A 25,495-nucleotide genomic window follows, 5' to 3' on the forward strand; every position below is an offset into this window, starting at 1 on the left:
CGTTTCCGGGAGAAGGGATGAAGGGGAAGGGGTGGGGATGGTTCAGGCGGCCTGGAAGTCGACCGCGGCCTTGCGGACCGCGTCCCGGTCCAGGACCGGACCGCCCGCGGCCACCTGGCGCTCGGTCAGCCAGGAGGTGAAGGCGTCGATGTCGACCTCGACCCCGGAGTCGGCCAGCGCCCACTTCACGAGGGCCGGGGTCAGCCGGGTGCGCACCCTGAGTTCACGGGTGCCGCCGACGAGTTCGGCCGGCAGGGTCTCGTACGCCTCCGGGTTGCCGAGCTGACCGGGCAGCTCGTAGGCGAAGGCGTGCGGGGTGGTCGGGCCGGACTGGAAGGCGGTGCCGAGCCCGGCGCCCTTCAGGGCGATCCGGGACAGCTCGGTGAGGTGGGTGAGGTCGAAGCGGGTGTCGCCGTGCACCACCCGCAGCGAGGTGAGCAGTTCGGCCAGCGGGGCGTTGCCGCCGCGCTCGCCGATGCCGCCGACGGTCGCCGAGATCCAGCGGGCGCCGGCCCGGACGGCGGCGAGCGAGTTGGCGACCGCCATGCCCAGCATGTTGTGCGAGTGGATCTCGATCTCGGAGCCGTCGATCGCGGTGAGGTCCGCGATCTTCGCCTCCATCTGCCAGGGCGAGAGGTAGGCGACGGTCTCGGCGAGCCGGAACCGGTCGGCCCCGGCCTCGAAACCGTTCGTGACGTACGGGACGAGCCGCTCCCGGGGGGTGCGGGCGCCGTCCTCGCCGCTGAAGGTGACGTGGAAGCCGCGTTCCTTGGCCTGCGAGATCGCCGAGCGGGCCACCGCGTGCAGGAACTTGGCGCTGGGCGTGCCCAGCTTGAGGGCGGCGTGCTGCTCCGAGGTGGGGATGGAGTACATGATGTGGCGCACGCCCAGCCGCTCGGCCTCGTCGAGGGCCCGGGCCACCTGCTGGCGGTCGCGCACCACGAGCAGCGTCATGCTGCGCTCGGGGCCCACGGTCTCGTGCACGGCCTCGATCAGCGGCGCGTCCTTGGAGCCCGGGCCGGAGACCATGCCCACCTCGACCAGCTCGACGCCGGTGCGCACCAGCAGGCCGGCGATGGCCGCCGCGTCCTTCGGCCCGAACTCGACGCCCGCCATGTGCGCGGAGTCGCGCAGGGTGGCGTCGGATATCAGGGGCGGGTCGGGAAGTTTCTCGTGGTTTTCCGCTGCCATTTCGGTTCACTCCTTGTTCCGGAACGGGGTGTACCGCCCGCATTCCGGACGAGTTCGGTGATCCGCAATCCGGGAACGATTGCGGCCGGCGCTGACCAATAGCTTCCGCACCGCAAGGGCCCGGGGCAATGAATTCCGCGTCAGAAGGCCGTGGAAAAGTGTCAGGGAGTGTCAAGAAGTACAGGGTCTGCAAGAAGGCTGTCGGGGTACGCAAGAGACGACGTAATACGGCGCCCGGGCACGCGCGAGGCGCCTACCGTGCGAGGCATGGACCTTTTCTCACTGCCCCGGCTGGGGCTTGTCGTCCCGCCGGAGAACCCGACCGCCGAACCGGAGTTCGCCACGCTGCTCGGCAGCCGGATGAACGTGTACACGGCCCGCTTCCCCACCACGCCCGGGGCCGGCCTGAAGGACATGCTGGAGACCTACAACCGGGTCCTGCCCGAGACCCTCGGCCACTTCGGCGGCATGCGGCTGGACGGGGCCGTGGTGGCGTGCAGCGCCTCCCACTACCTGCTCGGCCCGGACGGCGACCGCGCCTTCTGCGCCGAGCTGTCCGAGCGCACCGGCTACCCCGTCTTCTCCTCCACCCAGGCCATCCTCGCCACCTGCGCGGCCCTGGGCGTGCGCCGGCTGACCCTCGTCTCGCCGTACCAGCCCTGGCTCACCGACACCTCGCGCGCCTTCTGGGAGGAGGCCGGGCTCACCGTCGACGGGATCGTGTCGGTCCCGGCGCGCGAGACCCCGGGCGAGGAGCCGCACTACGACCCGTACCAGGTCACGACCGCGCGCATACGGGAGCGGATCGCCGCGTCCGGCCTGCCCGCGGACACCGCCCTGCTGTTCACCGGCACGGGCATGGGCACCCTCGCGGCGCTCGGCGAGCTGGCCCGGAGCGAGCCCGGCCGCACCCTGCTGACGTCCAACCTGGCCTCGGCGTGGTGGGCCGGGCGGACCCTGGCCGACGGGGACGCCGTCGAGGCGCACCCGCTGCTGCGCCGGCTGGCGCCGGTGACGGTCTGAGCAGGACGGCGGGCCCCGGCACACGCCCTTCGGCGCGCGCCGGGGCCCCGTCCTCGCACGGGCCCGGTGACCGTCCGGGCCCGGTGACCCTCCGGCGCCGCGCGGCCTACGACGCCTCGGACAGCTCGGGCGCCTCCGCACGCTCGGCGGTGCGGCAGTCGCCGTACCCCATGCGGTACCCCACGCCCCGCACCGTGGTGATCCACCGGCTGGAGCCGAGTTTCGACCGCAGACTGCTCACATGGGTGTCGATGGTGCGGCTGGTGCAGGCCCAGTTGCTGCCCCACACCTTCGCCATGAGTTCCTTGCGCGACACCACCGTCTCGGAATTCTGCGCCAGTACGTACAGCAGCTCGAATTCCTTCGACGTGACGGGCACCAGCCGGTCGTGCAGACGTACCTCCCGGGTACGCGGATCGATATGCAGCGGGCGCAGGGAAATCGTTCTCTCAGGGGCGCGATCGCGGTGCGCCCGCCGCATCACGGCCTCTATGCGCGCCCCTATCTCCCGGAAACCCCAGGTCTTGACCACGCAGTCGTCCGCTCCGGCGCGCAGCGCGAGGACCCGTTCCAGTTCGTCGTCGTCGTCGGTCACCGCGATCAGCGGGATGTCGCCGTCGCTGCGCACCGACCGGCACACCTCCAGCCCGTCCATGTCCGACAGTTCCAGCGAGAGCAGCACCAGGTCCGCGTCGTGGTACGTGCGCAGTGCCCGCGCCCCGGTGTGCACGCTCCGCGTGGTGTAGCCCTGTCTGCGCAGATCGCGCTCGGTCGCCTCGGCCGCGGCGGCGTCCCGTTCCACCACGAGTACGTTCGTCACGCCTGCCGTCCCCTCTTCATCGCCTGCCTCCGCTCCCTCGCGCACTCAGCTCGCACCGGCCCTGCCCGGCTCGGCCACGCGGGCGGCCGGCGGCGGGGCCGAGACGGGCTCCGGGGCGTCGTCGAGGTACTGGTAGGCGTACGCGGCCGAGGCCATCGTCATGTGGTGGTGCCAGCCCGGGAAGGAGCGGCCCTCGAAGTCCAGGACGCCGAGACGGTTCTGCAGGACGGAGACGGCCGACAGGGCGGCGGTGCGGCCCCGCACCAGGGACAGCACCTCGTCCACCGGCCGGTCGGTGAGGCTGGTGAGCCAGTACCGGGCGGGCAGCCGGCCGTCCAGGGCGGGCCGCTCCAGGATCCGGTAGGCGCGCGAGCCGCCGTCGGCGCCCGTCAGCTGCGGCAGCCGGACGGTGCCCGTGTAGGTGTGGATCGTCACGGCCTTGGTGCGGCCGTCCGGGGCCTGCCGCATCATCACGTGCGGCTGCCGGGCGTGCCGTACCCCCATCAGCCCGCCGACCGTGCGCACGGTCGGCGTGTGCTGGCCGACGAGCACGATCTGGCCGGGGTCGACCTCGGCCACCACATCCAGCCGCTCCCGGGCCAGGCCGACGAGCACACCGGCCGCGTCGTCGCCCCGGGTCAGGTCCAGCACCCAGGGCAGCCCGGCGCCGTGCGGCAGCGTGACCGCGTCCGCCGCGTAGTCGAGGACGTAGGCGCCGACCGGGCGCTCCTTCTCGCCCTCCGGTATCCGGGCCCGCCGCCGGCGCTCCGGGTCGCCGTCCCAGGGGCCGCTGAGCATCAGGCTCCAGTCGACCGGGAAGGCCCCCTGGGCGCCGGCCAGGAACAGGCCGAGCGCGCGCTGGCAGTTGACGGTGCGCCGGGTCGCCGGGTCCACCCGGCGGTGCACGCCCACCGAGTGCTCGCCGTTCTTCGGGATGACCAGCTCGGCGACCGTCCAGGCGTAGGGCGACGCCGTCGCGGCCACCCGCCGGGCCAGTACGCGGCGCACCGGACGCCAGTCCCAGGAGCTGGCGTTGATGAACTGGTGCAGCCCGCGCACCGCCGCCGTGGGTAAGAAGTCCTCCTGGGCCATGCGCCGCGGTGTCTTCTTACCGGAGCCCTGGAGGAGGGCCCGCAGATAGGCCCGGGCCCAGCGATGCTGCTCCACTCTGTGAAGTGATCTGAATATGTCCTCCACGAACTTCTGGATACGCGGACCGTCGCTCGTTGCCATGCGCGTCTCACTCGACGACATAAACGCTACGTCCCCTCGTATTTCGTAACGCTCAGACTGAGGCCGGCGCATCGTGCATGTGCCCGAGCCACAAAATACCCTCCGGTGCACAATTCTGTCCGTCGCCCGTACAGCACTTCGCTACTTCGCGGGCCGACCTGGGAAAACGTGGTGGAGTGACGGGTGTGGAGGACCGTGGGCAGGGGTCGTAAAACACTGGCTGCACCAATGCCGATACGCCCGTCTACCCAAGATCGAAAACGTGTCAAAATCTTATGAACAAAACCGCGGGCGCGGGCACGCCGATGACCGCCGAAGGCCGGGGGATACCTTCGGCGGTCGGCTCGGAAGGCCGGCGCGGCGGCTGGTCAGTCCTTCTGTGCCGCCAGGGTGTCGAGCCAGTTGCCCAGCAGCCCGTGCACGGTGTCCGGCCGGTCCAGGTGGACGTTGTGACCGGCGCCGTCGACGACCGCGTAGGTGGCGTGCGGATAGTGGTCGAGCAGCTCCAGCTGGTCCCGCCAGCCGACCATGTGGTCCTGGCGCCCGGTCACCACCAGGTGGGTGCCGTCATGCGTGCCGAACCGGGACTCCGGGGACTGCCGGGGCAGGAACGCCTTGAGCAGTGCGGCGGCGTCCTCGCGGTGATGGGCGCGCAGGCCGGGCAGCACATGGTCGCGGAAGGCGTTCCAGCCGGCGTCGTCCTGGTACAGCGCGATGCCTGTGAACGCCTCCCGGTCGGCCGGGTCGAGCGCGGCCAGCAGCGCCTCGTCCCGGGCCGGCACCTCCCGCTCGGGCAGCGTCCGCTCCCCGTCCGCCTTGACCAGCGGCGCGATCAGCGCGGCGCCCAGGACCTGCGGGCCGCGATCGGCGATCAGCTGACGGGCGAGCTGGCCGCCGTAGGAGATGCCCACGACCGCGAACGGCTCGTCGCCGACGACCTTGTCCACGAACCGCAGCACCGCCTCGGCCATGGCCTCCGCCGTGACCGGCCCGGACAGCCGGGGCGAGCGCCCGGAGCCGGGCAGGTCGACGTAGAGCCGCCGCCAGCCGCGGCGCGCGGCGAACACGGGCTCCAGCGGCAGCAGGAGCCGGTGGTCGACGGTGTAGCCGTGCAGCAGCACCACGGGCGTACCGGAGCCTGACTCGACGTGGTACAGCAGCTCCTGTGCCGGCTTCGGCTTCCCGGCGGTCTCGGTCGGTCCAGTCTCTTCGGTCATGGCTCCACGGTCCGGTGATGACAAGGGTGGTGAGGAATCGGGTGGTGAGGAATCGGGTGGTGAGGAATCGGGTGGTGAGAAAGGGGTGGTGGACAACGGGGCGGCGGGGCGGCAGAGGCCGGAAACGGCGGTACGGCGGGGAGAGGTGACCCGTCCCCGCCGCCGTACGCCGCGCCTACGCCACCGGGCGCTTGGCGGGGAAGCCGTGGCCGCGGGCCAGGACGACGACGGCGATCACCGGCAGCATCAGCAGCAGCACGCTCCACGGCAGCGAGTCGCTGCCGTTCAGGTCGAGCAGCACACCGCCGATGACACCGCCGCCCGCCATGGCGACGTTCCACAGCGTCACCAGCATGGCCTGGGCCGCGTCGGCCGCCTTCTCGCCGCCCGCGTCACCGGCCGCGGTCTGCAGCAGGGTCGGCACCCCGCCCCAGCCCAGGCCCCACAGCACGGCCGCGAGGTAGACGAACGCGGTCTGGTCCGCCAGCACCGCCAGCACCGCGGCGGACACCGCCACCAGCAGCGAGCTGGCGACCGTCAGCACCCGCAGCCGGTGGTGGATCTGCGCGCCGACGATCCAGATGCTCGCCAGCGAGGCGGCACCGAAGACCAGCAGCACCAGGTCGGTGTTGCCGCCCATGCCGAGGTCGTCGAGGAAGGTGGCGATGTACGCGTAGATGATGGTGTGCGCCAGGACGAAGACCAGCGTCACGAACAGCACCGGCACGACGCCGGGCACCCGCAGGGCGTGCAGCATCTTCGGCCGCTCGCCGCGCTCCTGGCCCGGGTGATCGGGTACGGCGGCGGCGATCCACGCCAGCAGGACGACGGTCAGCGCGGTCATCGCGAGGAACGCCACGCGCCAGTCGGTCACCTTGCCCAGGAAGGTGCCGGCGGGCACACCGAGGGAGAGCGCGACGGGGATGCCCGCCATCGCCACCGCGATGGCCCGGCCCTGCAGCGGCACCGGGGCCAGCCGGCGCGCGTACCCGGCGAGCAGCGCCCAGGCCAGGCCCGCCGCGACACCGGCGACGAAGCGCGCCACCATCGTCAGCCCATAGATGGACGACAGCGCGGTGACGGTGTTGGCGACGGCGAAGCCGGCCATGGAGGTCAGCAGCAGCCGCTTGCGCCGCCAGCCGGCGGTCGCCGCGGTCAGCGGGATCGCGGTCAGCGCGGTGCCGAGGGCGTAGATCGTGACCGTCTGCCCGGTCGCGGACTCGCTCACGTGCAGGTCGTCGCTCATCGCCGGGAGCAGACCGGCGGGCAGGGTCTCGGTGAGGCTCGTGATGAACACGGCGGTCGCGAGGGCCAGCAGGGCGAACATGGGCAGCTTCTGCTGCTCACCGGCGCCCGCCGAAGTCGCCTCGGTGCCGGTCCGCACGGGCGAACCGGCCGCGGTATCGGGTGTGGTGCTCATGGAATGTGCTCCAGGAGTTCGGGGACGGAGTGGGTGAAAGCTCGGGGCGGGGCCGGGGAGCCGGGTCCGCCGGGAGGCCGGGGGCTCGTCGGCCGGGACCGCCGGCAGGCCGTCATGGCCGGATCTGCCGTCGGCGCGCCCGCCGTCGCCCCGGGCCCGTCGGCCGGGTCCGGTACGCCGGCCGGGTCCGGTACGTCGTCATGGCCGGCTCAGGCCCCCGTCGACCGGCAGGCGGGCCCCGGTGGTGAACGTGGCGTCGGTGGCCAGGAAGAGCGCGGCCCGGGCCACCTCCTCAGCGGCGCCGAGGCGGCCCAGGGGCGGCAGGGGCACCCCGACGCCGCCCGGCGCCTCGATACAGCCCGGCGCCACCGCGTTGACGCGGATGCCCCGGGAGACCAGCTCGTCGGCCAGCGCGTGCACGGCGGCGGGTGAGGGCGCCGGGGTCATCAGCACCACGGCGCCACCGTCCCTGAGCCGCGGCAGCAGCGGCCGGGCGGTGGCCACGACGTCCGCGAACAGCAGGTCGACGACGCCGCCGGGCCCCAGGCAGGCGGTCACGTCGGAAGGCGCGACGACCCGGGCGGCGGAGCCCAGCTCCCCGCCCGCGCGGTCCCGCTCCCGCGTGGTCCGGGCGGTCAGCACGACGTGGGCGCCGCCCTCCACCAGACGCTTGGCCACGGCCAGTCCGACGGCGGTGGCCTCTCCGACGACTACGGCCGTCCGGCCCGCGTACTTGGTCATGCTGCTTCCTCTTCCTTCGCCGCACCTGCCACAACGGCTCGGTGGAAACGACCTTGCGCCCGGGCGCTTCGGGAAACCTTCGGAACGGCTTACGGCCGGCTCACGAGCGCTCCGGACCGGCTGACGTGCGGCTTACGGCCGACGGGCGGAACACCCGGCGACCGGCGAACCCGCTGGTGGGCGGCGCACGGCCGAACGGACCCCCCAACGGATCGGCACCGTGACGTACAGTGACGCACATGCGGTTTGGGGTGCTCGGCCCACTGACGGTGTGGGACGACGAGGGGGTGGCCGTCAGGGTTCCCGAGGCGAAGGTCCGGGCGCTGCTCGCCGACCTGCTCGCCCACGACGGCGGACCGGTCTCCGCGGACCGGCTGATCGACGACCTGTGGGGCGACCGCCCGCCGGGCCGCCCCGCCGGCGCGCTCCAGGCCAAGGTCTCCCAGCTGCGCCGGGTACTGGGCCGGGACCGGGTACAGCTCCAGCCGGCCGGCTACCGGCTGCGGCTGGACGACACCGACGAGGTGGACGCCGTCCGGTTCCGCGACCTGGTGGACCGGGCCCGCGCCGTCGAGGCCCCGGACGACCGGGCCGCGCTGCTCACCGAGGCCCTCGGACTGTGGCGCGGACCGGCCTACGCCGACTTCGCCGACCAGGAGTTCGCGCGCGCGGCGGCGCGGCGCCTGACCGACCAGCGGCTGTCGGTGCTGGAGGAGCAGGCCGAGGCCCGCCTGGCGGCCGGCGAACACGTGCTGCTCGCCGGGGAGCTGGCCGACCTGGTGGCCCGGCACCCGCTGCGGGAACGGCTGCGCGCGCTCCAGATACGGGCGCTGTACGCGGCGGGCCGGCAGAGCGAGGCCCTCGCGGCGTACGAGGACCTGCGCGCCCGGCTCGTGGCCGACCTGGGTGTCGAACCCAGCCCCGAACTCGCCGCGCTGCACCAGGCGGTGCTCCGCCAGGACCCCTCGCTCACGGTCGCGCCGCGCACCGCCGACACCGCTCCCCGGGAACCCGAGGCGCCCGCCCCGCCCCCGAAGGCCGCCACGCCCCCGGCGCCCGCCCCCTCCAACCTGCCCGCCTCCCTCACCCCCCTCATCGGCCGCCGCGACGCGCTCGACCGGGTCACCGGACTCCTCGGCGCCGCCCGCCTGGTGACCCTCACCGGGCCCGGCGGCGTGGGCAAGACCCGGCTGGCGGTGGCCGCGGCCGACGCCCTCCTCTCAGCCGCGTCCGCGGCCGAACTCCCCGACGGTGCCTGGTTCGTGGAGTTCTCCGGCGTCCGCGGCGGGGCCGCCGCCGACCTGGCCCAGGTCGTCGCCGCGTCCCTCGGCATCAGCGACCACGCGCCCTCCGCCGTACCGGTCTCCGGCACCGGCACCCGGTCCCCCGCGCACCACCTCGCCGCCGTCCTGCGCGACCGCCGCACACTGCTCGTCCTGGACAACTGCGAGCACGTCGTGGACGCCGCCGCCGAACTCACCACCCTCCTCCTGCGCACCGCGCCCGGTCTGCGCGTGCTGGCCACCAGCCAGGAGCCGCTGGGCCTGCCGGGCGAGGAGGTGTTCCTGGTCGAGCCGCTGCCCACCGACGACGCGGTACGGCTGTTCACCCAGCGCGCCGCCGCCGCGGCCCCCGGCTTCTCGCTCGCCCCCGACACCTGCGACGACTCCGAGCGCGCCGCCGTCACCGAGATCTGCCGCCGCCTGGACGGCATCCCGCTCGCCCTGGAACTGGCGGCGACCCGGGTCCGCGCGCTCGGTGTGCGCGAGCTGGCGGCCCGGCTCGGCGACCGCTTCCAGCTGCTGACCTCGGGGCGACGCGGCGCGCCCGAGCGCCAGCAGACCCTGCGCGCGGTGATCGACTGGAGCTGGGAGCTGCTCAGCGCGCCGGAGCGCATCGTGCTGCGCCGACTGGCCGCGTTCAGCGACGGCTGCGACCTGAAGGCGGCCGAGGCGGTGTGCGCGGGCGACGGGGTGGCCTCCGCCGAGGTGCCCGACCTGGTGACGCGGCTGGTCGACCGTTCCCTGGTGGTCGTGGTGGCCGGGCCCACCGGCCCGCGCTACCGGCTCCTGGAGTCCGTCACCGCGTACGCCACCGAGCGGCTGCACGACATGGAGGACCTCGCCGCCGTACGCGACCGGCACCTGCGCCACTACCTCGCGCTCGCCGAACGCGCCGAACCCGAGCTGCGCGGTCCCGGGCAGCGGTCCTGGCTGGCCCGGCTCGACGCCGAGGCCGGCAATCTGCGCTCGGCCCTGGACGAGGCCGTGCGCCGGGCCGCCGCCGGGGCCCCGGACCAGGCGGCACGGCTGGCCACCGCGCTGGCCTGGTGGTGGCTGCTGCGCGGCCGGCTCGCCCAGGCCCGTCGCAGCCTGCGCGCGGTGCTGGACACCACGACGGCCGCCGACCGCCGCGAACTCACGCTGCTGCACACCGCGTTCGCCCTGCTCACCGGTGACCGCGACCCGACCACCGCCCTCCCCGACGACACCGCCGCCCCCGACGACACCGCCCTCGCCGACGACACCGGCGTGCCCGATCCGGTACGGCGGGCCCGCTCGCTGTGGCTGTGCGCGTACGGCCTGTTCAGCGCGGGCGCGGTAGCCGACAGCGGGGAGCTGAACGACCGGGCGCTGACGCTGTTCACAGTCGCGGACGACCAGTGGGGCACCGCCGCCGCGCTCGGCCTGCGGGCCACGCTCGCGCTGGTCCGCGGCGACCTCGCCGGGCTGGGCCGCGACGGCCGGCGCAGCGCCGCGCTCTTCCGCGAACTGGGCGACCGCTGGGGCGAGCTCCAGACGGTGTCACCGCTGGCGGCGCTCGCGGAGATCAAGGGCGAGTACGAGGAGGCCGTCAGCCGCCAGTACGAAGGGCTGCGGATCGCCCGCGAACTGGGCCTCGCGGCCGAGGTGTCGGCCCGGCTGTCCGGCCTGGGCCGCCTGGCACTGCTGGCCCACGACTGGGACCGCGCCCGCGACCTGCACGAACAGGCCCGGCGCAGCGCCGCCGAACAGGGCTACAAATACGGCGAGATCCACGCCGAGATGGGCCTCGCGCTCGGCGCCCGCCGCTCCGGCGACCTCGACGCGGCCGAGGCGCACCTGCGGCACCTGCGCGAGGGGTACGCCGACGTGTCCTCGCAGGCGGGCGACCATCTGCTGCTGGCCGAGCTGGGGTTCGTCGCCGAACTGCGCGGCGACGCCGGCACGGCCGCGGCGCACCATCTGCGCGGCCTGGAGGTGGCCCGCGCGATAGACGAGCCGCGGGCGCTCGCGCTGTCCCTGGAGGGCCTGGCCGGCGCGGCGGCCCTGCGGGGCACCCGGGACGGGGCGGCCTGCGCGGCCCTGCTGCTCGGTGCGGCCGACGCGGCCCGCCGCAGCGTGGGCGCGCCGCTGCCGCCGGCCGAGCGCACCGACGTGGACCGCGTCGAGCGGACGGCCCGCGCCGCCCTGGGCGACGCGGCCTTCACCCGGTCCTTCGCCGACGGCACCCGGCTGACCCCCGAGGAGGCCCTGCGCGAGGCGGCCCCGGCACTGGAGGGCGTCCGCCGGTAGCCCCGGGCCGCTCAGACGGTGGCGTCCAGGTCGCGCGCGTACTCCTCGATGGCCCGCCGGTACCGCCGTACCCCGGGGTCCTCGCTGGTGGCGGCGAGCAGGGTGAGCGTCAGGCGCAGGGCCTCCTCGTGCCGGCCCGTGTTGTACAGGGCCATGGCGAGGAAGGCCCGCAGGGCCCCGTCGTCGGGGAACTCCGCCACGGCCCGGCGCAGCGTGGCCACCGCCTCCGGGTACCGGCCGAGCACGCGGTAGGTGCTGCCGAGCCCCAGCAGCGCCCCGCGCCGGTCCTCCGCCGACAGCCCGCCGCCCCGCACCGCACGCTCGTAGAAGGCGACAGCCTCGGCCTCCCTGCCGAGCACGTCATGCGCCCAGGCGGTCTGATAGGCCACCTCGGCATCATCGGGATACCGCTCGGCCAGCTCCAACAGCCGCAACCGGGCCTCCCCGGCGTCCCCTCGCCCCCGCATCCGCACAGCGGCGGCGAGCAGTTCGTCCCTGCCTGATTCATCCATGGACCGGTGATCATAGAGGCGCCCACGCCTCCTCGCCCCCCGGACTGCGGTCAGTCCATCCCGGAAACCTCCACAATCAAAAGACTGCCGCGGCTGCCCGGACCCACGGCGTGCGCCGTCCCGGCCGGAACGCGGTACATCTCCCCCGGCCCGACCACCACCGGGTCGCCCTCGACGATCAGTTCCATCCGTCCGTCGAGCACGATCAGGACCTCGGCCGTGCCGTGCGCCTCCTCCGGCACCGGCGTCCCGTCCATGCGCAGCAGCTTCACCGAAGCGGTGCCGATCTCCCCGAGCAGCCGCGAACTCCACGCCTCGGGCAGCGCCGAGGCCGCGTCGAACAGGTTGACCAAGCTCATGGCATACCTCCGGAGGGCCCGCGCGGGCCCAACGATGATCGGTGGATCCCTCGACGCTACCGCGCCCCTCCCGCGGGGTGGTCGACCGGAGAGTAAAGGGTGCCGGGGACCGTACGCCTCGGCGGCGCACCGGCGCCGGCCGGCGGATCACCGGCGGTGGCTGTCGTCCCGCTGCCCGGTGAAGGAGCCGTCGAAAGCGGGGCCCGGGACCAGGCCCAGGTCCCGCCACAGCGGAGTGCCGTCGAACCAGTGATCACTGGTCAGCATCTCGAGTCCGTGGGCGGAGTGGCTGTCGTCCGCCAGCAGTGACCGGGCTTCCGCCACTGAGAGGTCCCGGTGCGGCCATGGGATCGCGGAATGCGCGGCCACCGCTCGTAGCAGCGTGTCCGCGGTGACGGTGTCCGGATGGGTCGCGTGGTAGACGGGAGCCGTCAGATCCGCCGATGACGCAAGGCCGGCGCTCACTGTCAAGCGCGCCAGGTCGCTCGCCGCGATGACCGACAGCCTCGCCGTCCAGCCTTCCACTGTGGCCGGCAAGGTGCGGAGCAGCCGCACCAGCCCCGGCAGGAGCCAGTTGTCGCCCGCGCCGTGGACGAGGTGCGGACGCAACACCGTGCCCCCTGCGTCAAGGACCATGTCCTCGGCTTTGGCACGCGTCACCGACGTGGGCGATCCGGGGTTCCTCGTGAGCCGGGTCGGCGTCGCGTTCCTGAACGCGCCCCGTCCGTAGACAGCCGCCGTGCTCACGTACACGATGCGGCGGACCCCAGCGCGTCGGGCCTCGTCGAGCAGGTTCCTCGTCCCTTGAGTGTTGACGGCCTCGTTGGCTTCGAGAGTGCCGCCGATATGTGATGCGCAGTGCAGCAGGACGTCGACTCCGTCGCAGACCCCCCGCAGCGCGCTCGGATCGGTGAGGTCGGCCGGGACGACCTGTCGGTGGGCGACCGTATCGGGCACCCGGCGGCTGTGCGCCATGAGCCTGAGCCGCACGTCCCGCCGTGCGGCCTCTTGGACCACATGGCGGCCGATGAAGCCCGCCGCGCCAGTGATCAGGACACGCCGCACGGGCTGTTCCTCGAACACCATGGCACGTTCATCCGTTCACACGGCGGAGCGTCAAGAGAGCGGTGAAGACCTGCTCTCCGTTCTGCTCGGCGTCGACGCGGACGCGGGTCTCACCCGCCGCGCCGGAGGGTTCGACGTGTGCTTCCACCCAGCACGGCTCGTCGAGTTCCGTGTACCGCGTGAACTCGCTCTCCATGCCGACAAGAAGCGCGTCGGGCTGGGCGGTCGCCACACGAGCCGCTTGCCGTGCGGCCTCGATCAACACCATGCCGGGGACGTGGTCGACCGGGTGGTCGAAGAGGATCGGGTGGCCGGTATCGACGCGAAGCTCCCAGCGCATGTCCCGGGCCTCCGCCGGCGCCGCCAGCAGCACGTCCTGCCGGCGCGCGCGTCCCAGTACGGCAGGGTCGACCGGGGCAGGCGGCACACTTCCCGTCGAAGTGGGCCGCTCGCCGCGCAACCGGCGGTGCACCGAAGGGTTGATGCAACTGAAGCTCGCGGTACCACCGGCGACAGTCCGCCCGGCGCGCCGGACGGCGACGGTGTAGCGCATGCGCACGACCGTCCCGCCGCGGCGGACGATGTCGTGGCACACCACGTGCAGTTCGACATCGGTCGGTGTCGCGCCGACAGCGAACGCGGAAGCCTCGGCGGTGAAGGACATGTCCCACATCAGGAACTGATGGCCGAACGGGACACGGTATTCGGCGTGGGCCAGCAGACTTCCGGCCTGCCGGATCGACTCGACCAGGAGCATCGGGTCCTGGTAGCCGCCGAGGGGCGCGAAAAGCGCGTGCCCTCTGGGCCATTGGGCCCGCACCACGAAGGAGTCAGCCGAGTCCGCGGCGGCTTCCCATCCGGTGAGGAAGACCTCCGCCACGGCAGCGCGGTGTACGTATCCCCGCGGAACGGTGCCCATGAACAACGAACCTGCCGTCAAGGCGCTGTCGGCCCTGGGCGCCGGGCTGGCAGCCAGCATCCTCGGCACTCCTGTCTTTCTACGGCCTGAGCAGGTCGAACGTGGGTCTGCTCGCCCCGCCCAGGCTGGTTGGAACACATGCAGCCCAAAAGATAGAGGCAGGCTTGTCTGTTCTTTACTCCAAGCAACGGTAGAACCAGTCACGTTTGCCTGGTTTCTCTTCACTGCCCCACCCTCAGAGACACGCACTCCGACAACAAGAGCTTCCGAAATGTCCCGTAAGCGACACTTCCATGCTGTCGATTACGCCACTTCAACCTTCTTTGCCGCACTTCATTCCACGACTTCTCGGCTACATCACTGTCCGGGCAACCCGCCGGAGAGGCGGTGGCAACCAGACAGGGTTGCCTGTTAATGTCTCGGATCGTGAGCGACGCAACAGCTCTCCGGGAAGCGCCCAGGGAGAGATGGATGAACAGGACGGCTGCCGATCCGGTGGGGACGCGGGTGGATCGGCGCGACCCCCGGCCCCTCACCGATCCGCCCCGGACCACGGCGGGGAGCGGGCGGGCCGAGGCCGCACCCGCGCTCCGGGTCCTCGTCATCGACGGCGAGAGCCACGCGGCCGACGGCCTGGTGCAGGAACTGCGCCGGCACGGCTACCGGGCGGACAGTGTCGGCAGCGGCGCCGAGGCGCTCTCGGAACACCACCAGGCCGACTTCGTGCTCCTCGACCTGGACCTGCCCGATCTGGACGGGCTCGAGGTATGCAGACGCATCCGGCTGGCCGGTGACGTGCCGATCATCACCGTGACCGCACGCGGGTCGGAACTCGATCGCGTGCTCGGACTGCAGGCGGGCTCGGACGACTATGTCGTCAAACCGTTCGGGCTGCGCGAACTGCTGGCCCGCATGGAGGCGGTCCTGCGCCGGTCCCGCCCCCGCCCGGTCGCCACACAGGCCACCGCGTCGCACGTCGTCACGTACGGCCCCTTGCGTCTGGACGCGGCAAGGCGCGAGAGCCTGCTCGACGGCAGGCCGTTGGACCTGACGCCCAAGGAGTTCGACCTGCTCCATCTCCTCGTGTCCCAGCCGGAGACGATCCACTCACGGCGCCGCGTGATGAGCCAGGTGTGGAACGAGGACTCGCCACAGCGCGGGCGCACCATCGACACCCACGTCAGCAGCCTCCGCGGCAAGCTCGGATCGAGCGACTGGATCGTGACGGTTCGGGGGGTCGGCTTCCGTCTCGGGGAACCGTGGCGGATGCCGGACCTGGCGTCGGCCGACAGCCCTTGAGAGGGGCTATAGTGCAGACAAGTCTGTTTGGTTTTCGATACGCGGCACAGGAGTACAGACATGGCTCGACAGGAACGAGGCATCCGGTCGAGACGCCTGATCCTGGAGGCAGCCGCGCACGTATTCGACGAGCGCGGCTACGACGCGGCGAGCACGAATGAGATCCTCGCCAGGGCAGACCTCACCCGCGGCGCCCTGTATCACCACTTCCCGTCCAAAGAGGCAATCGCCACCGCGTTGATCGAGGCACACGGCCAGGCTCTGGTGGTGCCGCACCAAGAGGTGGTCCTGCAGTCCGTAATCGATCTCACCCTGGGATTCGCGCACCAACTCCAGCACGACCCGATCCTGCGGGCCAGTGTGCGGCTCGCAGTCGAGCAGTCCTCTTTCGCGCCCCCCACCAACACCCCGTATCAGCAATCGATCGCAGCGATCGAAGATCTGTTGCGCCAGGCGAGCCGGCAGGGCGAGCTCCTCCCGGGGACGAATCTGCCGGAAGTCGCGCAGACCATCGTGGGGTCGTTCACCGGCCTCCAGGTCATGTCACAGATCTACAGCAGTCGCCAAGACCTTCCCGAGCGGGTCTCCGCCCTATGGCGTCTCATTCTCCCGGGCCTCGCCGCCCCGGGAATACTTCCACGGCTGCGCACGACGTCCCCTCCCGCGTTCAGTAACTCCGAACAGGGCAGTTGACCACTCCAAGCGTTCAGGGTCGAAGAAGAAGTCTCTTCGACCCTGAACGCTTTTGTGTACAACTGCCTGCGGACGCTTCCTGACAGTCCTCTGAACTTCCCTGAAGAACCGCTGAGGTTTCCACTCCGAAGCCTGCAGAGTGATGACACACCCTGTACCTGAACCCATTGAAATTCGGTGAGTACACGGCAAGACTTCTTTTTGCCGCACGACAGGAGACCCGGATCCCTTGATCGGCGTCGGCAATGGACGGGCTTCAGGCCCTCGGTTCGCGCCCCTCGGAAGGCGGTTCAGTCGTGACCACGCCCTTCACTTCCTATCGAGCCGCATTTCTCTCGGGTGAATTGCGGAAGTTCACTCAAGAGATTCTTGCCGACCTGCCTCGCGTGGATCAGCGACGATGGGGCCGTTTCTACATCGAGGGGCTGCTGACCGTCTCGGGGCGCAAGTCGATCCGCCGCCTGGCGGAAGCGATGGGTATGCCCGAAGCCGCGCACGGGCTCCACCAGTTCATCAATGCCAGCCCATGGGACTGGCTGCCCGTCCGCCGCGCGCTCCTGCGCTGGGTGGAAGAGCGGGACAACGCCCGCGCGTGGGTGATCGCCCCGGCAGCGCTTCCCCGACGCGGAGAGCATTGTGCCGGCGTACACCACCGCTTCGTCCCCGCCTTGGGGCGTACCGTCAACTGCCAGGTGGGCGTCGGTGTCTTCCTGGCCGGCACACGGGCAACCGTGCCTGTCGACTGGAAGCTCCTGCTGCCCGGCCGCTGGGACCAGGACGAGCGACTCCGCAGCCGCGCGCGGATCCCCGCCGGTCTCCGCGCCGGCACAGTGGTCGGCCATGCCCTGGACCTCGTCGACTCACTGACGGCCAGGAGCGGTTCGGCCCGTCTTCCCGTCGTCGCCGATCTCAGCAACGAGCGAGGCGCCGGCTGGCTGCTTCGAGCGTTGCAGGCACGCCGTCACGAATTCCTCATAGCCGTCCCGGACGGTCTGCCGACGCGGACTCGGCCCGGGCCTGTGGTGGGCGCCCGCGGTGTCCTGGGGTTCGAGGGGACACAGACAATGCCCCTGGGCGGGGGGCCCGCCCGCATGCTCTCCCGCCCCGTGGGCCTGCCAGGGGCAGATGCCGCCCTTCCCGCCTGTCGGCTGTTCACCCTCTCGGATCCGACGGCACAGCAGCCAGGCCGGCTGTGGATCACCAATATGGTCCGCGAAAGCCATGAGCGGCTGGGCCGCCTGGCGAGCAAGGTGAACGTCACCTCCACCGTCGACGCGCTCGCGGGGGAGTTCGGGATGACCGCGTTCGAGGGCCGCTCCTATCCCGGCTGGCATCACCACATGTCGCTGGTGTCGGCGGCCTTCGCCTTCAACTGTCTGCGAGAAGCGACGGACGAACTGCTCACACCTGTCTCGACAGAAGCGGCATGAAGGACGAGCCCGCGGCGGCAGCGCGGACGACGCAGTGCTCCCGCCCCCAGAGCTGCCGGTACTCGGCCAGGGCCTCGCGCGTCGACGACCACCAGCATCCCCTGACATCGTCTTCCGGGACGGAGGACCTCGGGGACGCAAGGAGGGCGACAGCCCGTTCACAGGCGGCAGACCACTGGTCGGTCAGGGCACGGGCCTGACGCGTCAAGGCCACCGGAATCATCGGGACGACGGCGCCCCGCTCCGGCACCACCAGCGCGCGCACCACGTTGTCCAGTCCGGCGACAAGCACACCGCTGTTCCAAGCGCCCCACCCGCCTCCCGTCAGTGCTTCCCGCACCTGGGTCCGCCGGGCATCCGCCGCATCGGCCATACCTTCCAGCGCCTCATCGAACCCCTCCGGCGCCGCGGCCACCCGCAGGTCGGTACGCAACGCCGCCACCAGCGAGTCGATCAGGACACCCTCGTACAGGACGTAGCGGGCACCGAGCCGCGCGTACGACCGCGTGTCCACGCCCCCGCCGACCGCTCGGCGAGCGGTCGCCCCCGGCTTCGCCGGCTCCTCGAGGAGACAGCCCGAGGGGCTGAAGCGCGAAGCCAGCGAGCGGAGCAGCCCGGCGTCCCGCTCGTGCTGCGCGGCATGGTCGAGCAACACAGATCGCGATGAGCCGGTGGGTGCCGGCACGGCGAGGGAGCGAAGCGAGACAGCCAGCTCCTGTTCATGCCGGATGAGCTCGGCGAACCGGCCTGTCAGTCGCTGACGTGCGTACGGGTGAAGCGCCCGGCCCGGGGTCGGCAAACCTGCAGTGCTCACAGTCCTTGTGGTTCCTCTTCGTACCTCGGGTCCCGCCGGCGCGGCGCGGGTACGGCCGGCCTGCCGGCCCGCGCCGCCGCGTCGCCCGTCAGCTCCAGTAGGTGAGCGGCTGCTCCGTGCCGCGTACCCCGATGAAGAAGCTCACGGCCGCACGGTCGCGCCCGCTCGAAGGCCGCACGGCGTGGATGCGCGAGGCGTGCGAGAGGATCAGCATGCCCGCGGTCGGCTTCAGCGCCACCGTGGGCTCCGGGATCAGGTCGCGGTTGAGTCCGTAGCTGTCAGCCGATACGCGGAGAGCGTCGTACTCGGCGTGTTCGTAACCGCGGGACCAGAGCTCGAGCTCGCCGCCCTCGTCGGCGGTCTGCAGGTACAGGTTGGCGGTCATCTGGGTGAGCAGCTCGGCCTTGCCGTCGGACCGGTCCTCCCGCCGCAGGTCCTCCAGCTCCCAGGACAGGAAGTCCTGGTGGGGGATGGCGCCGTTGCCCGCGGTGAAGACGCGCGCCTGGCCGACGAACAGCGGGTTGCCCTCGAGGTGCTCCATGTTCGCACCGCCCGGCCATGCCTCCTGGAGTTCCAGACGCAGCCGGTCGATAGGCGAGAGGTAGGGGCTCCAGGCATCACGCAGCGACTGCACGGCAGCCACGGCCTCCGAGAAGTAGCGCTGTTCGCGCTCCTTGGTGGAAAGCCCTTCGTACGTGTTCAGACCCCACTTGTGCACGCCGGGGACGTTCGCGTACTCGCCGTACAAGCTGTCGTGAAGCAGCTGCTGCGTGGCGCGTGCGCACAGGTCCAGGGGGCAGTACTCACGGACCACGATCGCGATGGCTTCGCCGTGAGCCAGGGCGAGGAGGTCCTCCCTGGTAATTCGTTCCGCCTCGATCACACGCGGATTATCCAGTTCCCCGAACGGAGAGATCTTCCTGGAGTCCAGTTCCGCAATCATGGGTGTTCCCTTCCGGGCTACTCAGTCACCAATTCGGGCCATGCCTCGAGCAGGCCCTGAAGACTCGTCGACCATAGGCCGTCAAATGTCGGAGCGCACCATGCGACAAGGCGGAAGAAGGTGCGGGTTCACCCTGACTTTGGAGCGGGTTTGGCCGACTTGCCGGCAACTCTCACGCCGCCTCTTCCGACGCATTGGAGACAGCGCCGCGACTTTGTGTGGAGTTGCCAAAGTTGCGGTCGGCATCCAGCCCGCCCGATGGGCTGTTCACCAGTCCACGCAAGGGACGTTCGCCGGCGGAAGCAAGGTGACGGGCACACCCGCCACGCGCAGTGAAGTAAGTTCCTGCCTGCTGAAACGGCAGCCTGATCGAGTTGCCGCGTTCGGTCATACCTGGAGACTGCTGCGCGCCACCCATGCGCACCGGCTCGCTACTCAGGGGACTCGTCTATGGAATTCAAGGTTCTCGGCCACTTCGAGGTAGATTCCGGAGATCTCGGGGTTTGCACTCCCAGTGCTTTCAAGCAGCGTGCACTTCTCGCGCTGCTCGTCACCCACCACGACCAGTGCCTGCCGGCGTCCAGCCTTGCAGAGAACCTCTGGGGCAAGGACGGCCAGCCGTCGACAGCCCGCGCAGCTTTGCAGGTGTACATTTCCAAGATCCGGCGCCACCTGGCCGGTTTCGGTTTCAATCCCGACGGGATTTCCACCAGCCTGCCCGGTTACATTCTTCGGCTGGCCGACCACTCACTCGACCTTGTCGAGTTCCGGCGTCTCACGCATCGGCAGGACACCCCCCGGGTCGAGGACCGCGAGGCGCTGGAAGCGGAGAGCCGGCGCCTCCGGCTGGCGCTCGCGCTGTGGCGCGGCCCCGCGCTGGCCGATCTGCGCGAGGTCTCCGCGCTGAGAGAGCTGGGTACGGTCCTCGACGAGGCCTGGACGTCCACCATGGAACGCAAGCTGGAGATCGACCTGCGCCTGGGCAGAGAGCTCATGGTCCTCAGCGATCTGCGTCAGCTGGCCCTGAGGTACCCGGAGCGGGAGAAGATCCAGGGGCTGTTGATGGCGGCCCTGTACCGCAACGGCCGCACCACCGAAGCCCTTGCCACGTACGGACATCTGCGCTCGACGCTCGTCACGCGGTTCGGTATGGAACCCGGCCGCAGGGTCAGCATGCTGCACCACGCCATTCTCGGCCGTGAGCCGTGGCTCGAAGAGCGCACCGACGGGATTTTCGCGCCGGTCGCCTGACGCGCCTCCCTTTGCATCAATGATCACCACGATGAAACAGAAGGATCCCATGGCAGCCATTCATAAGGCACGAGGTTGAAGTTCCATGCGTGTCAAGTCAGTTGAGCAAGTCCTGTCCTCCGCCGAGGGAGGTGACGGGCAAGGAAGGCTGCGCCGCGACCAGGGGTGGTTCGACCTGGTGGTCACCGGCGTCGGCATGGTCCTGGGCACGGGAATCTTCGTCTTCACCGGACAGGTGGCACGGCAGATGGCAGGCCCCTCCGTCGCCGTGTCCTTCATCCTGGCCGCAGTCGTCTGCGGATGCGCCGCCTTGTGCTACGCGGAACTGGCGTCGGCCCTCCCGGTCGCCGGCTCGGCCTACACCTTCACCTACGCCACGCTCGGCGAACTGGCGGCATGGGTCATCGGCTGGGCGCTGATGCTCGAACTCACCCTGTCCGCATGCGTGGTGGCGGTGGGCTGGTCGGGCTACCTCCAGTCTCTCCTCGATTCCGCGGGTATCCATCTTCCCGCGGCGGTGAGCGGGGGCGACGGATCCTTCGTGAACCTGCCCGCCGTGCTGCTCATCCTGCTCCTCGTCGGGCTGCTGATCCGAGGTGGAACCCTCTCCAAGGGCGCCACGCAGGTTCTGGTCGCCGTCAAGGTGGCGGTGGTCCTGTTCGTCATCGTGGTGGGGGCCTTCTTCGTCAAGGCATCGAACTACAGTCCGTTCGTACCGCCTGCCGCACCCGCCGAGACGGCCTCGGGTGTGCACACTCCGTTGCTCCAGGCCCTCCTTCCGGGCACGCCGTCGGCCTTCGGGGTGACCGGGATCATCACGGCGGCGGCCATGGTGTTCGTCGCGTACATCGGATTCGATGTCGTGGCGACGTCGGCGGAGGAGACGCGGCGACCGCAGCGCGACCTGCCGATCGGCCTTCTGGGCTCCCTGCTGATCGTGACGGTTCTGTACGTCGCGGTGAGTCTGGTTCTCACCGGCATGCAGTCGTACAGCCGGCTGTCGGTGGAAGCGCCCGTCGCCGAGGCGTTCAAGGCCGTGGGGCACCCCGTGGTCGGGGCCGTCATCAGCGTGGGCGTGGTGGTCGGCCTGGTCACCGTCTGCATGGTGAGCATCCGGGGTCAGAGCCGAGTGCTCCTCGCGATGAGCCGCGACCGCCTGCTCCCCCCGGCCTTCGCCACGGTGCATCCGCGCTACGCCACCCCGCACCGCAGTCTGATGGCGCTCGGCGTGGTGATGGCTGTCCTGTCGGGCTTCGTCGACATCGGCGTGCTGGCGGACCTGGTCAACATCGGCACACTCTTCGCGTTCGTCCTCGTGTCCGTCGGAGTGATCGTTCTGCGCCGTACGCGTCCCGACCTGCCGCGGCCCTTCCGCGTTCCGCTGGTCCCGCTGCTGCCGGGGATCTCGTTCGCCGCGTGCCTCTACCTGATGGTCAACCTCTCGCTGCTCACCTGGCTCACCTTCGCCATCTGGCTCGCGGCCGGCCTGCTCCTGTACGTGGCCTACGGCCGGCGCCGCAGCGTCTTCGCCCGTCAGCCCGCGTCACCCGTCCCGAGCACTGCCGACATCCGGACCGATACACCGGTCACCGCTGTGGGCAGTGCGGTGGGCGCGGCAGCGGCAAGGGAGTCGTGATGCGCTTTCCCAAGGCCTTCTGGCTCTTGTGGTGCGGGCAGGCCCTGAACCGTGTCGGCTCCCTGGCGCCGGCGTTCCTGGTGCTGTACCTGGAGCAGGACCATCTGGTCGACTCCCGGACCACCCCGCTCGTCGTCGGACTGTTCGGCGCGGGCGTCCTCGCCTCCAGTCTGGTGGGCGGAGCACTCGCCGACGCGATCGGTCCGCGGCGCACCATCATCGGTGCCCAGCCGGTGGCCGTCGTCACCGCCCTGCTCTACCTGGTGACGTCGAACATGGCCGCGCTGTGCTCGCTGGCTCTGGTCACGGGTTTCCTGTCCGCGGTGGACCGGCCCGCGAGTGCCGGCCTGATCTACGAGATCGTCCCCAGAGCCGATTTCGAGCGCGCCTACAGCCTCTACCTCGTCGGCTTCAACGTCGGGATGTCGCTCAGCCCCGTGCTCTCCGGCTTCCTGCTGGCCTACTCACCGCCCTTGCTGTTCTTCGTCTGGGCCGTCGGCAGCTCTCTCTACGCGGCCCTGCTGATGGGGCTGCCCAAGGACGGGGGCAGCACAGGACGGCAAGGGTCCCGGGGGCCCGTACTGCGCGAGGCCGCCCGCTCCATGGCCGAGCCGTTCCGCTCACCCGTCCTGGCCGGGTTCCTGGGCCTGACCTTCCTCATGGCCTGCATCTACCTTCAGGTCAACTCGACGTTGCCGCTGGGCATGCGCGGTGAGGGGATGAGCCCTGGCGAGGTCGGGGTCGTCCTTGCCGTGAACGCGGTGGCCTCCGTCGTCCTGCTGCCGCTGGCCCCCCGAGTCGCGCGGCACATGCGTGAGGAGGTGCCGCTCGCGCTGTCCGCGCTCGCCATCGCTGTGGGCTTCGGGCTCAACGCCTTCGCCCATTCGGTGCCCGGTTTCATCGTGGCGACGCTGGTGTGGACCCTGGGAGAGGTGCTGTGGGCGCCCACGTCGGCCGGCTTCGTGGCGAACCGCGCGCCCGAGGGAAAGGTGAGCACCTACCAGGGCTCCATGTTCTTCGCGTGGAACACGGCGGCCGTAGCGGGCGGCCCCATAGGCCTCGTCGTGGCCAACACCTTCGGCTACAGCACCCTGTGGCTCTCCGTGCTGGTTCTCGGCCTCGCGGTCACCTGCGGGTTCAAGGCGCTCGTCAAAGTCCCCGGGTTCCGGACCTCCCCGGCCGACACCGCACCCGTCTCCCCCGACCATGTCCAAGTCCCCTGACAGGAACCGAACCATGCCAGTAACCCAGAACACCGGTAACCGTCCCACCGCTGTCGTCGTCGACGGGTACTCCGCCGGCAACTTCTACCCCCGGGCCTTCGCCGAACTGGGTGCCGACGTCCTCCACGTCCAGAGCACCACCGATCTCATGCCGACCCTCAGCCCCCCGCGGCTGTCGGAGTACGCGCTCAACGTGGTGTGTGCCGACGGTGACATGGAGTCGCTGGTACAGCGGCTCAAGCCGTACGCCCCGGTCTGCGTCGTCGCCGGCCAGGACGGCGCGGTCACCATGGCCGATCACCTCGGCGAGGCACTCGGCGTGCCGTCCAACGGCACCCTGCTGACACAGGCCCGCCGCGACAAGTACGAGATGATCGAGGCGTTGCGCCGGGCCGGCGTCCGCTGCGCCGACCAGTTCAAGAGCGCGGATCCGCGGGCCATCGCCGCCTGGGCCGCCGAGCGCGACTCGTACCCCGTGGTCGTCAAGCCGCTGAGCTCGGCGGCGTCGGACGGGGTGTCCATATGCAAGAACGCCGAGGACGTCCGCCGGGCCGCCGAGGACGTCCTGGCGACGCCGGACATCTTCGGGAAGCAGAACCGGGAGATCCTCGTCCAGTCCTACCTGTCGGGTACCGAGTACATCGTCGACACCGTCAGCGCCGACGGGGTGCGGTACACGTGCGACGTCTGGCAGTACGAGAAATCCCTGTTGCCCAACGGGAAGAACATCTACAACCGTGACCTCCTGGTCGACGGAAGCGACGAACTGGTCGCCGAGCTGACCGCGTACGTCGACGAGGTTCTCGCGGCCCTCGACGTCCGGTGGGGCCCGGCCCATGCCGAGGTCATCATGACTCCGGACGGGCCGGCTCTGGTGGAGATCGGCACCCGGCTCAGCGGCCACATCGACGCCGACTTCAACAACGCGTGCCTGGGCCACAACCAGGCCGGGCTGACCGCGCTGGCCTATCTTCAGCCGGAGGCCTTCCAGAAGCAGTACGGCCACAAGACCTACAGCAGGCGCCGCCCCGCCGTCATCTACGAGGCACCCACCACGCTCAACGGCACGGTCACCGCGGTGGACGAGGACATCGTGGCGGAGATCCGCGCCCTGGACAGCGTTCACGACGTCACCGTCAAGCTGAAGCCCGGCGACCGGATCACCCCCACTGTCGGGCTCCTCACCAGCGTCCTGCGCGTCCTCATGAGCGCGCCGGACGAGCACCAGCTCACTGCGGACTACGAGAAGGTGCGTTCTCTCAAGGAGAGCGTGTACCACGTCGCCGAATAGACCCGCGGCGCTCCGGCGACCGCTCCGGTAGGAACTCCCGTCGGCCGTACCCGCCGCGCGCCTGCCGCCCGGTCTCCGGGGGCCGCCTGATCACAGGCGGCCCCCGGAGACGGCAAAAACCCCTCCAGCCAGCGTTTCCGCAGGTCGGAGGGGTTTTGAGAAGTGGAGCCTAGGGGAGTCGAACCCGAAACTGAGACGCTTCCCACCTGCGGTTTTTCCGAGAAACCGGACTTTTCCACCCCCCTCGATCCAACTGAATCCTCTTGGGTCCCGCTCCACCAGCACGCCGTGCCCACTCGTGGGCACGCTCTCTAAACTGATTGCAGGAGCAATGTCGACACCGACGGCAGCCCGTCCGGGACCCAGCCCGGTGTGCCGATGGACGCCCGCCCGAGCAGCATGAACGGGTGTCCGCTCGGCTTCAAGCCGCTTGAGGCGCCGTCAAAGGGCCCCGGCGGTCTGGCGTGCGGCCTCGGCCCCGACCAAGGCGCAGCTCTTCGCGAAGCTGCTGAGGCAGGCGTTCGCAGCCGTGAACGTTCATCACCGAGCCCAGTGTCCGCTCGACCTTCCAGCGGTGGGGCAGTCCGGCGGCGCAAGCCGAACTCCACGTCTGTCCAGACGCCTGCCATGGCTTCGACACCCTCGCCCCACACGCGGCGATCAGCCAAGACGCCCGGACGGCCCGCGTCCACTGGGCGCGCCGCCTCCTCGGCTCGTGGACGGCTCTACGGGTCACGCGCCCACGAGGGGCACCTTCTCCTGTGTTTCTCGAGAGGAGGTCGTCGTCTCAGTGCGGTTGATGGGGCGAAGGTACACCGCACGCCGTCGGAGTCGGACTGCTGGTTCTGGTTCGCCTGGTCC

The 25,495-nt window shown here is 70.9% G+C and carries 22 protein-coding genes; 9 read left to right on the plus strand and 13 right to left on the minus strand.

The annotated features are described in order from the left end of the window. Nucleotides 1–42 precede the first annotated feature (42 nt). Nucleotides 43–1,191, minus strand: a complete 1,149-nt coding sequence (locus ACSURM_RS18410; RefSeq protein ID WP_436956385.1) for an isopropylmalate synthase — start codon at nt 1,189–1,191, stop codon at nt 43–45. Between the two features lie 267 nt (nt 1,192–1,458). On the opposite strand from ACSURM_RS18410, the gene ACSURM_RS18415 reads away from it, so the two are divergent. Further along, nucleotides 1,459–2,214 (plus strand): maleate cis-trans isomerase family protein, encoded by a 756-nt coding sequence (locus ACSURM_RS18415; protein WP_436956387.1) that lies wholly within the window; start codon nt 1,459–1,461, stop codon nt 2,212–2,214. A 106-nt stretch (nt 2,215–2,320) separates the two neighbouring features. Here the strand turns inward: ACSURM_RS18415 and ACSURM_RS18420 are convergent, their stop codons facing one another. The 5 genes from ACSURM_RS18420 to ACSURM_RS18440 all read right to left on the minus strand — a co-directional run bounded on the left by ACSURM_RS18420 (nt 2,321) and on the right by ACSURM_RS18440 (nt 7,645). Continuing rightward, entirely contained in the window at nt 2,321–3,034 is a 714-nt protein-coding gene (locus tag ACSURM_RS18420) for a response regulator transcription factor (RefSeq protein ID WP_436956388.1), read from the minus strand. 45 nt (nt 3,035–3,079) lie between these two features. Further along, a complete protein-coding gene (locus ACSURM_RS18425; protein ID WP_436956389.1) occupies nt 3,080–4,288 on the minus strand; it encodes an IS701 family transposase in 1,209 nt (402 codons plus the stop codon). Between the two features lie 347 nt (nt 4,289–4,635). Then, the gene (locus tag ACSURM_RS18430) at nt 4,636–5,484 is read right to left on the minus strand and encodes an alpha/beta fold hydrolase (protein ID WP_436956391.1); all 849 of its coding nucleotides are present in this window, start codon (nt 5,482–5,484) and stop codon (nt 4,636–4,638) included. A 175-nt stretch (nt 5,485–5,659) separates the two neighbouring features. After that, entirely contained in the window at nt 5,660–6,904 is a 1,245-nt protein-coding gene (locus ACSURM_RS18435) for an MFS transporter (protein ID WP_436956393.1), read from the minus strand. A 198-nt stretch (nt 6,905–7,102) separates the two neighbouring features. Then, the gene (locus tag ACSURM_RS18440; protein WP_436956395.1) at nt 7,103–7,645 is read right to left on the minus strand and encodes an SDR family oxidoreductase; all 543 of its coding nucleotides are present in this window, start codon (nt 7,643–7,645) and stop codon (nt 7,103–7,105) included. Nucleotides 7,646–7,884: 239 nt separating this feature from the next. Between ACSURM_RS18440 and ACSURM_RS18445 the strand changes: the two genes are divergently transcribed. Continuing rightward, nucleotides 7,885–11,199, plus strand: a complete 3,315-nt coding sequence (locus ACSURM_RS18445) for a BTAD domain-containing putative transcriptional regulator (protein WP_436956396.1) — start codon at nt 7,885–7,887, stop codon at nt 11,197–11,199. Nucleotides 11,200–11,210: 11 nt separating this feature from the next. Here ACSURM_RS18445 and ACSURM_RS18450 read toward each other — a convergent pair whose 3' ends face one another. From ACSURM_RS18450 to ACSURM_RS18465, 4 genes are all read right to left on the minus strand, one after another. Further along, nucleotides 11,211–11,711 (minus strand): tetratricopeptide repeat protein, encoded by a 501-nt coding sequence (locus ACSURM_RS18450; RefSeq protein WP_436956398.1) that lies wholly within the window; start codon nt 11,709–11,711, stop codon nt 11,211–11,213. Nucleotides 11,712–11,761: 50 nt separating this feature from the next. Then, complete coding sequence (locus ACSURM_RS18455; RefSeq protein ID WP_436956399.1) at nt 11,762–12,070, minus strand: cupin domain-containing protein; 309 nt, start codon at nt 12,068–12,070, stop codon at nt 11,762–11,764. Nucleotides 12,071–12,217: 147 nt separating this feature from the next. Continuing rightward, on the minus strand, nt 12,218–13,156 hold the full coding sequence (locus ACSURM_RS18460; RefSeq protein WP_436956401.1) for an NAD-dependent epimerase/dehydratase family protein: 939 nt from the start codon (nt 13,154–13,156) through the stop codon (nt 12,218–12,220). 7 nt (nt 13,157–13,163) lie between these two features. Continuing rightward, nucleotides 13,164–14,054, minus strand: a complete 891-nt coding sequence (locus ACSURM_RS18465) for a ScbA/BarX family gamma-butyrolactone biosynthesis protein (RefSeq protein WP_436956402.1) — start codon at nt 14,052–14,054, stop codon at nt 13,164–13,166. A gap of 471 nt (nt 14,055–14,525) precedes the next feature. Here ACSURM_RS18465 and ACSURM_RS18470 point away from each other — a divergent pair, with 471 nt between their 5' ends. From ACSURM_RS18470 to ACSURM_RS18480, 3 genes are all read left to right on the plus strand, one after another. Then, nucleotides 14,526–15,353, plus strand: a complete 828-nt coding sequence (locus tag ACSURM_RS18470; RefSeq protein ID WP_436956404.1) for a response regulator transcription factor — start codon at nt 14,526–14,528, stop codon at nt 15,351–15,353. A gap of 60 nt (nt 15,354–15,413) precedes the next feature. Continuing rightward, a complete protein-coding gene (locus tag ACSURM_RS18475) occupies nt 15,414–16,046 on the plus strand; it encodes a ScbR family autoregulator-binding transcription factor (RefSeq protein WP_436956406.1) in 633 nt (210 codons plus the stop codon). Nucleotides 16,047–16,342: 296 nt separating this feature from the next. Then, nucleotides 16,343–17,476 (plus strand): IS701 family transposase, encoded by a 1,134-nt coding sequence (locus tag ACSURM_RS18480; RefSeq protein ID WP_436956408.1) that lies wholly within the window; start codon nt 16,343–16,345, stop codon nt 17,474–17,476. On the opposite strand, the gene ACSURM_RS18485 is transcribed toward ACSURM_RS18480, so the two are convergent. The 3 genes from ACSURM_RS18485 to ACSURM_RS18495 all read right to left on the minus strand — a co-directional run bounded on the left by ACSURM_RS18485 (nt 17,448) and on the right by ACSURM_RS18495 (nt 19,624). Then, the gene (locus ACSURM_RS18485) at nt 17,448–18,290 is read right to left on the minus strand and encodes a hypothetical protein (RefSeq protein WP_436956410.1); all 843 of its coding nucleotides are present in this window, start codon (nt 18,288–18,290) and stop codon (nt 17,448–17,450) included. The two genes, ACSURM_RS18480 and ACSURM_RS18485, sit on opposite strands and share 29 nt — an antisense overlap. A gap of 88 nt (nt 18,291–18,378) precedes the next feature. Then, nucleotides 18,379–19,233 (minus strand): 2OG-Fe(II) oxygenase, encoded by an 855-nt coding sequence (locus tag ACSURM_RS18490; protein WP_436956412.1) that lies wholly within the window; start codon nt 19,231–19,233, stop codon nt 18,379–18,381. Between the two features lie 172 nt (nt 19,234–19,405). Continuing rightward, nucleotides 19,406–19,624: a hypothetical protein gene (locus ACSURM_RS18495; protein WP_436956414.1), complete on the minus strand. Its 219-nt coding sequence runs from the start codon at nt 19,622–19,624 to the stop codon at nt 19,406–19,408. A 59-nt stretch (nt 19,625–19,683) separates the two neighbouring features. Between ACSURM_RS18495 and ACSURM_RS18500 the strand changes: the two genes are divergently transcribed. From ACSURM_RS18500 to ACSURM_RS18515, 4 genes are all read left to right on the plus strand, one after another. Next, nucleotides 19,684–20,484 carry an AfsR/SARP family transcriptional regulator gene (locus ACSURM_RS18500; RefSeq protein WP_436956415.1) on the plus strand — a complete coding sequence of 267 codons (801 nt, stop codon included), beginning with the start codon at nt 19,684–19,686 and terminating at the stop codon, nt 20,482–20,484. Nucleotides 20,485–20,569: 85 nt separating this feature from the next. Next, entirely contained in the window at nt 20,570–22,120 is a 1,551-nt protein-coding gene (locus ACSURM_RS18505) for an amino acid permease (protein ID WP_436956417.1), read from the plus strand. Next, nucleotides 22,120–23,343 carry an MFS transporter gene (locus ACSURM_RS18510; protein ID WP_436956418.1) on the plus strand — a complete coding sequence of 408 codons (1,224 nt, stop codon included), beginning with the start codon at nt 22,120–22,122 and terminating at the stop codon, nt 23,341–23,343. Before ACSURM_RS18505 ends, ACSURM_RS18510 begins: the two co-directional genes overlap by 1 nt. 13 nt (nt 23,344–23,356) lie before the next feature. Then, nucleotides 23,357–24,634, plus strand: a complete 1,278-nt coding sequence (locus tag ACSURM_RS18515; RefSeq protein WP_436956420.1) for an ATP-grasp domain-containing protein — start codon at nt 23,357–23,359, stop codon at nt 24,632–24,634. Nucleotides 24,635–25,495 lie beyond the last annotated feature (861 nt).

This window comes from Streptomyces sp. SudanB182_2057, from assembly GCF_964272715.1.
GTDB classification, from domain to species: Bacteria; Actinomycetota; Actinomycetes; order Streptomycetales; family Streptomycetaceae; genus Streptomyces; species Streptomyces rubradiris.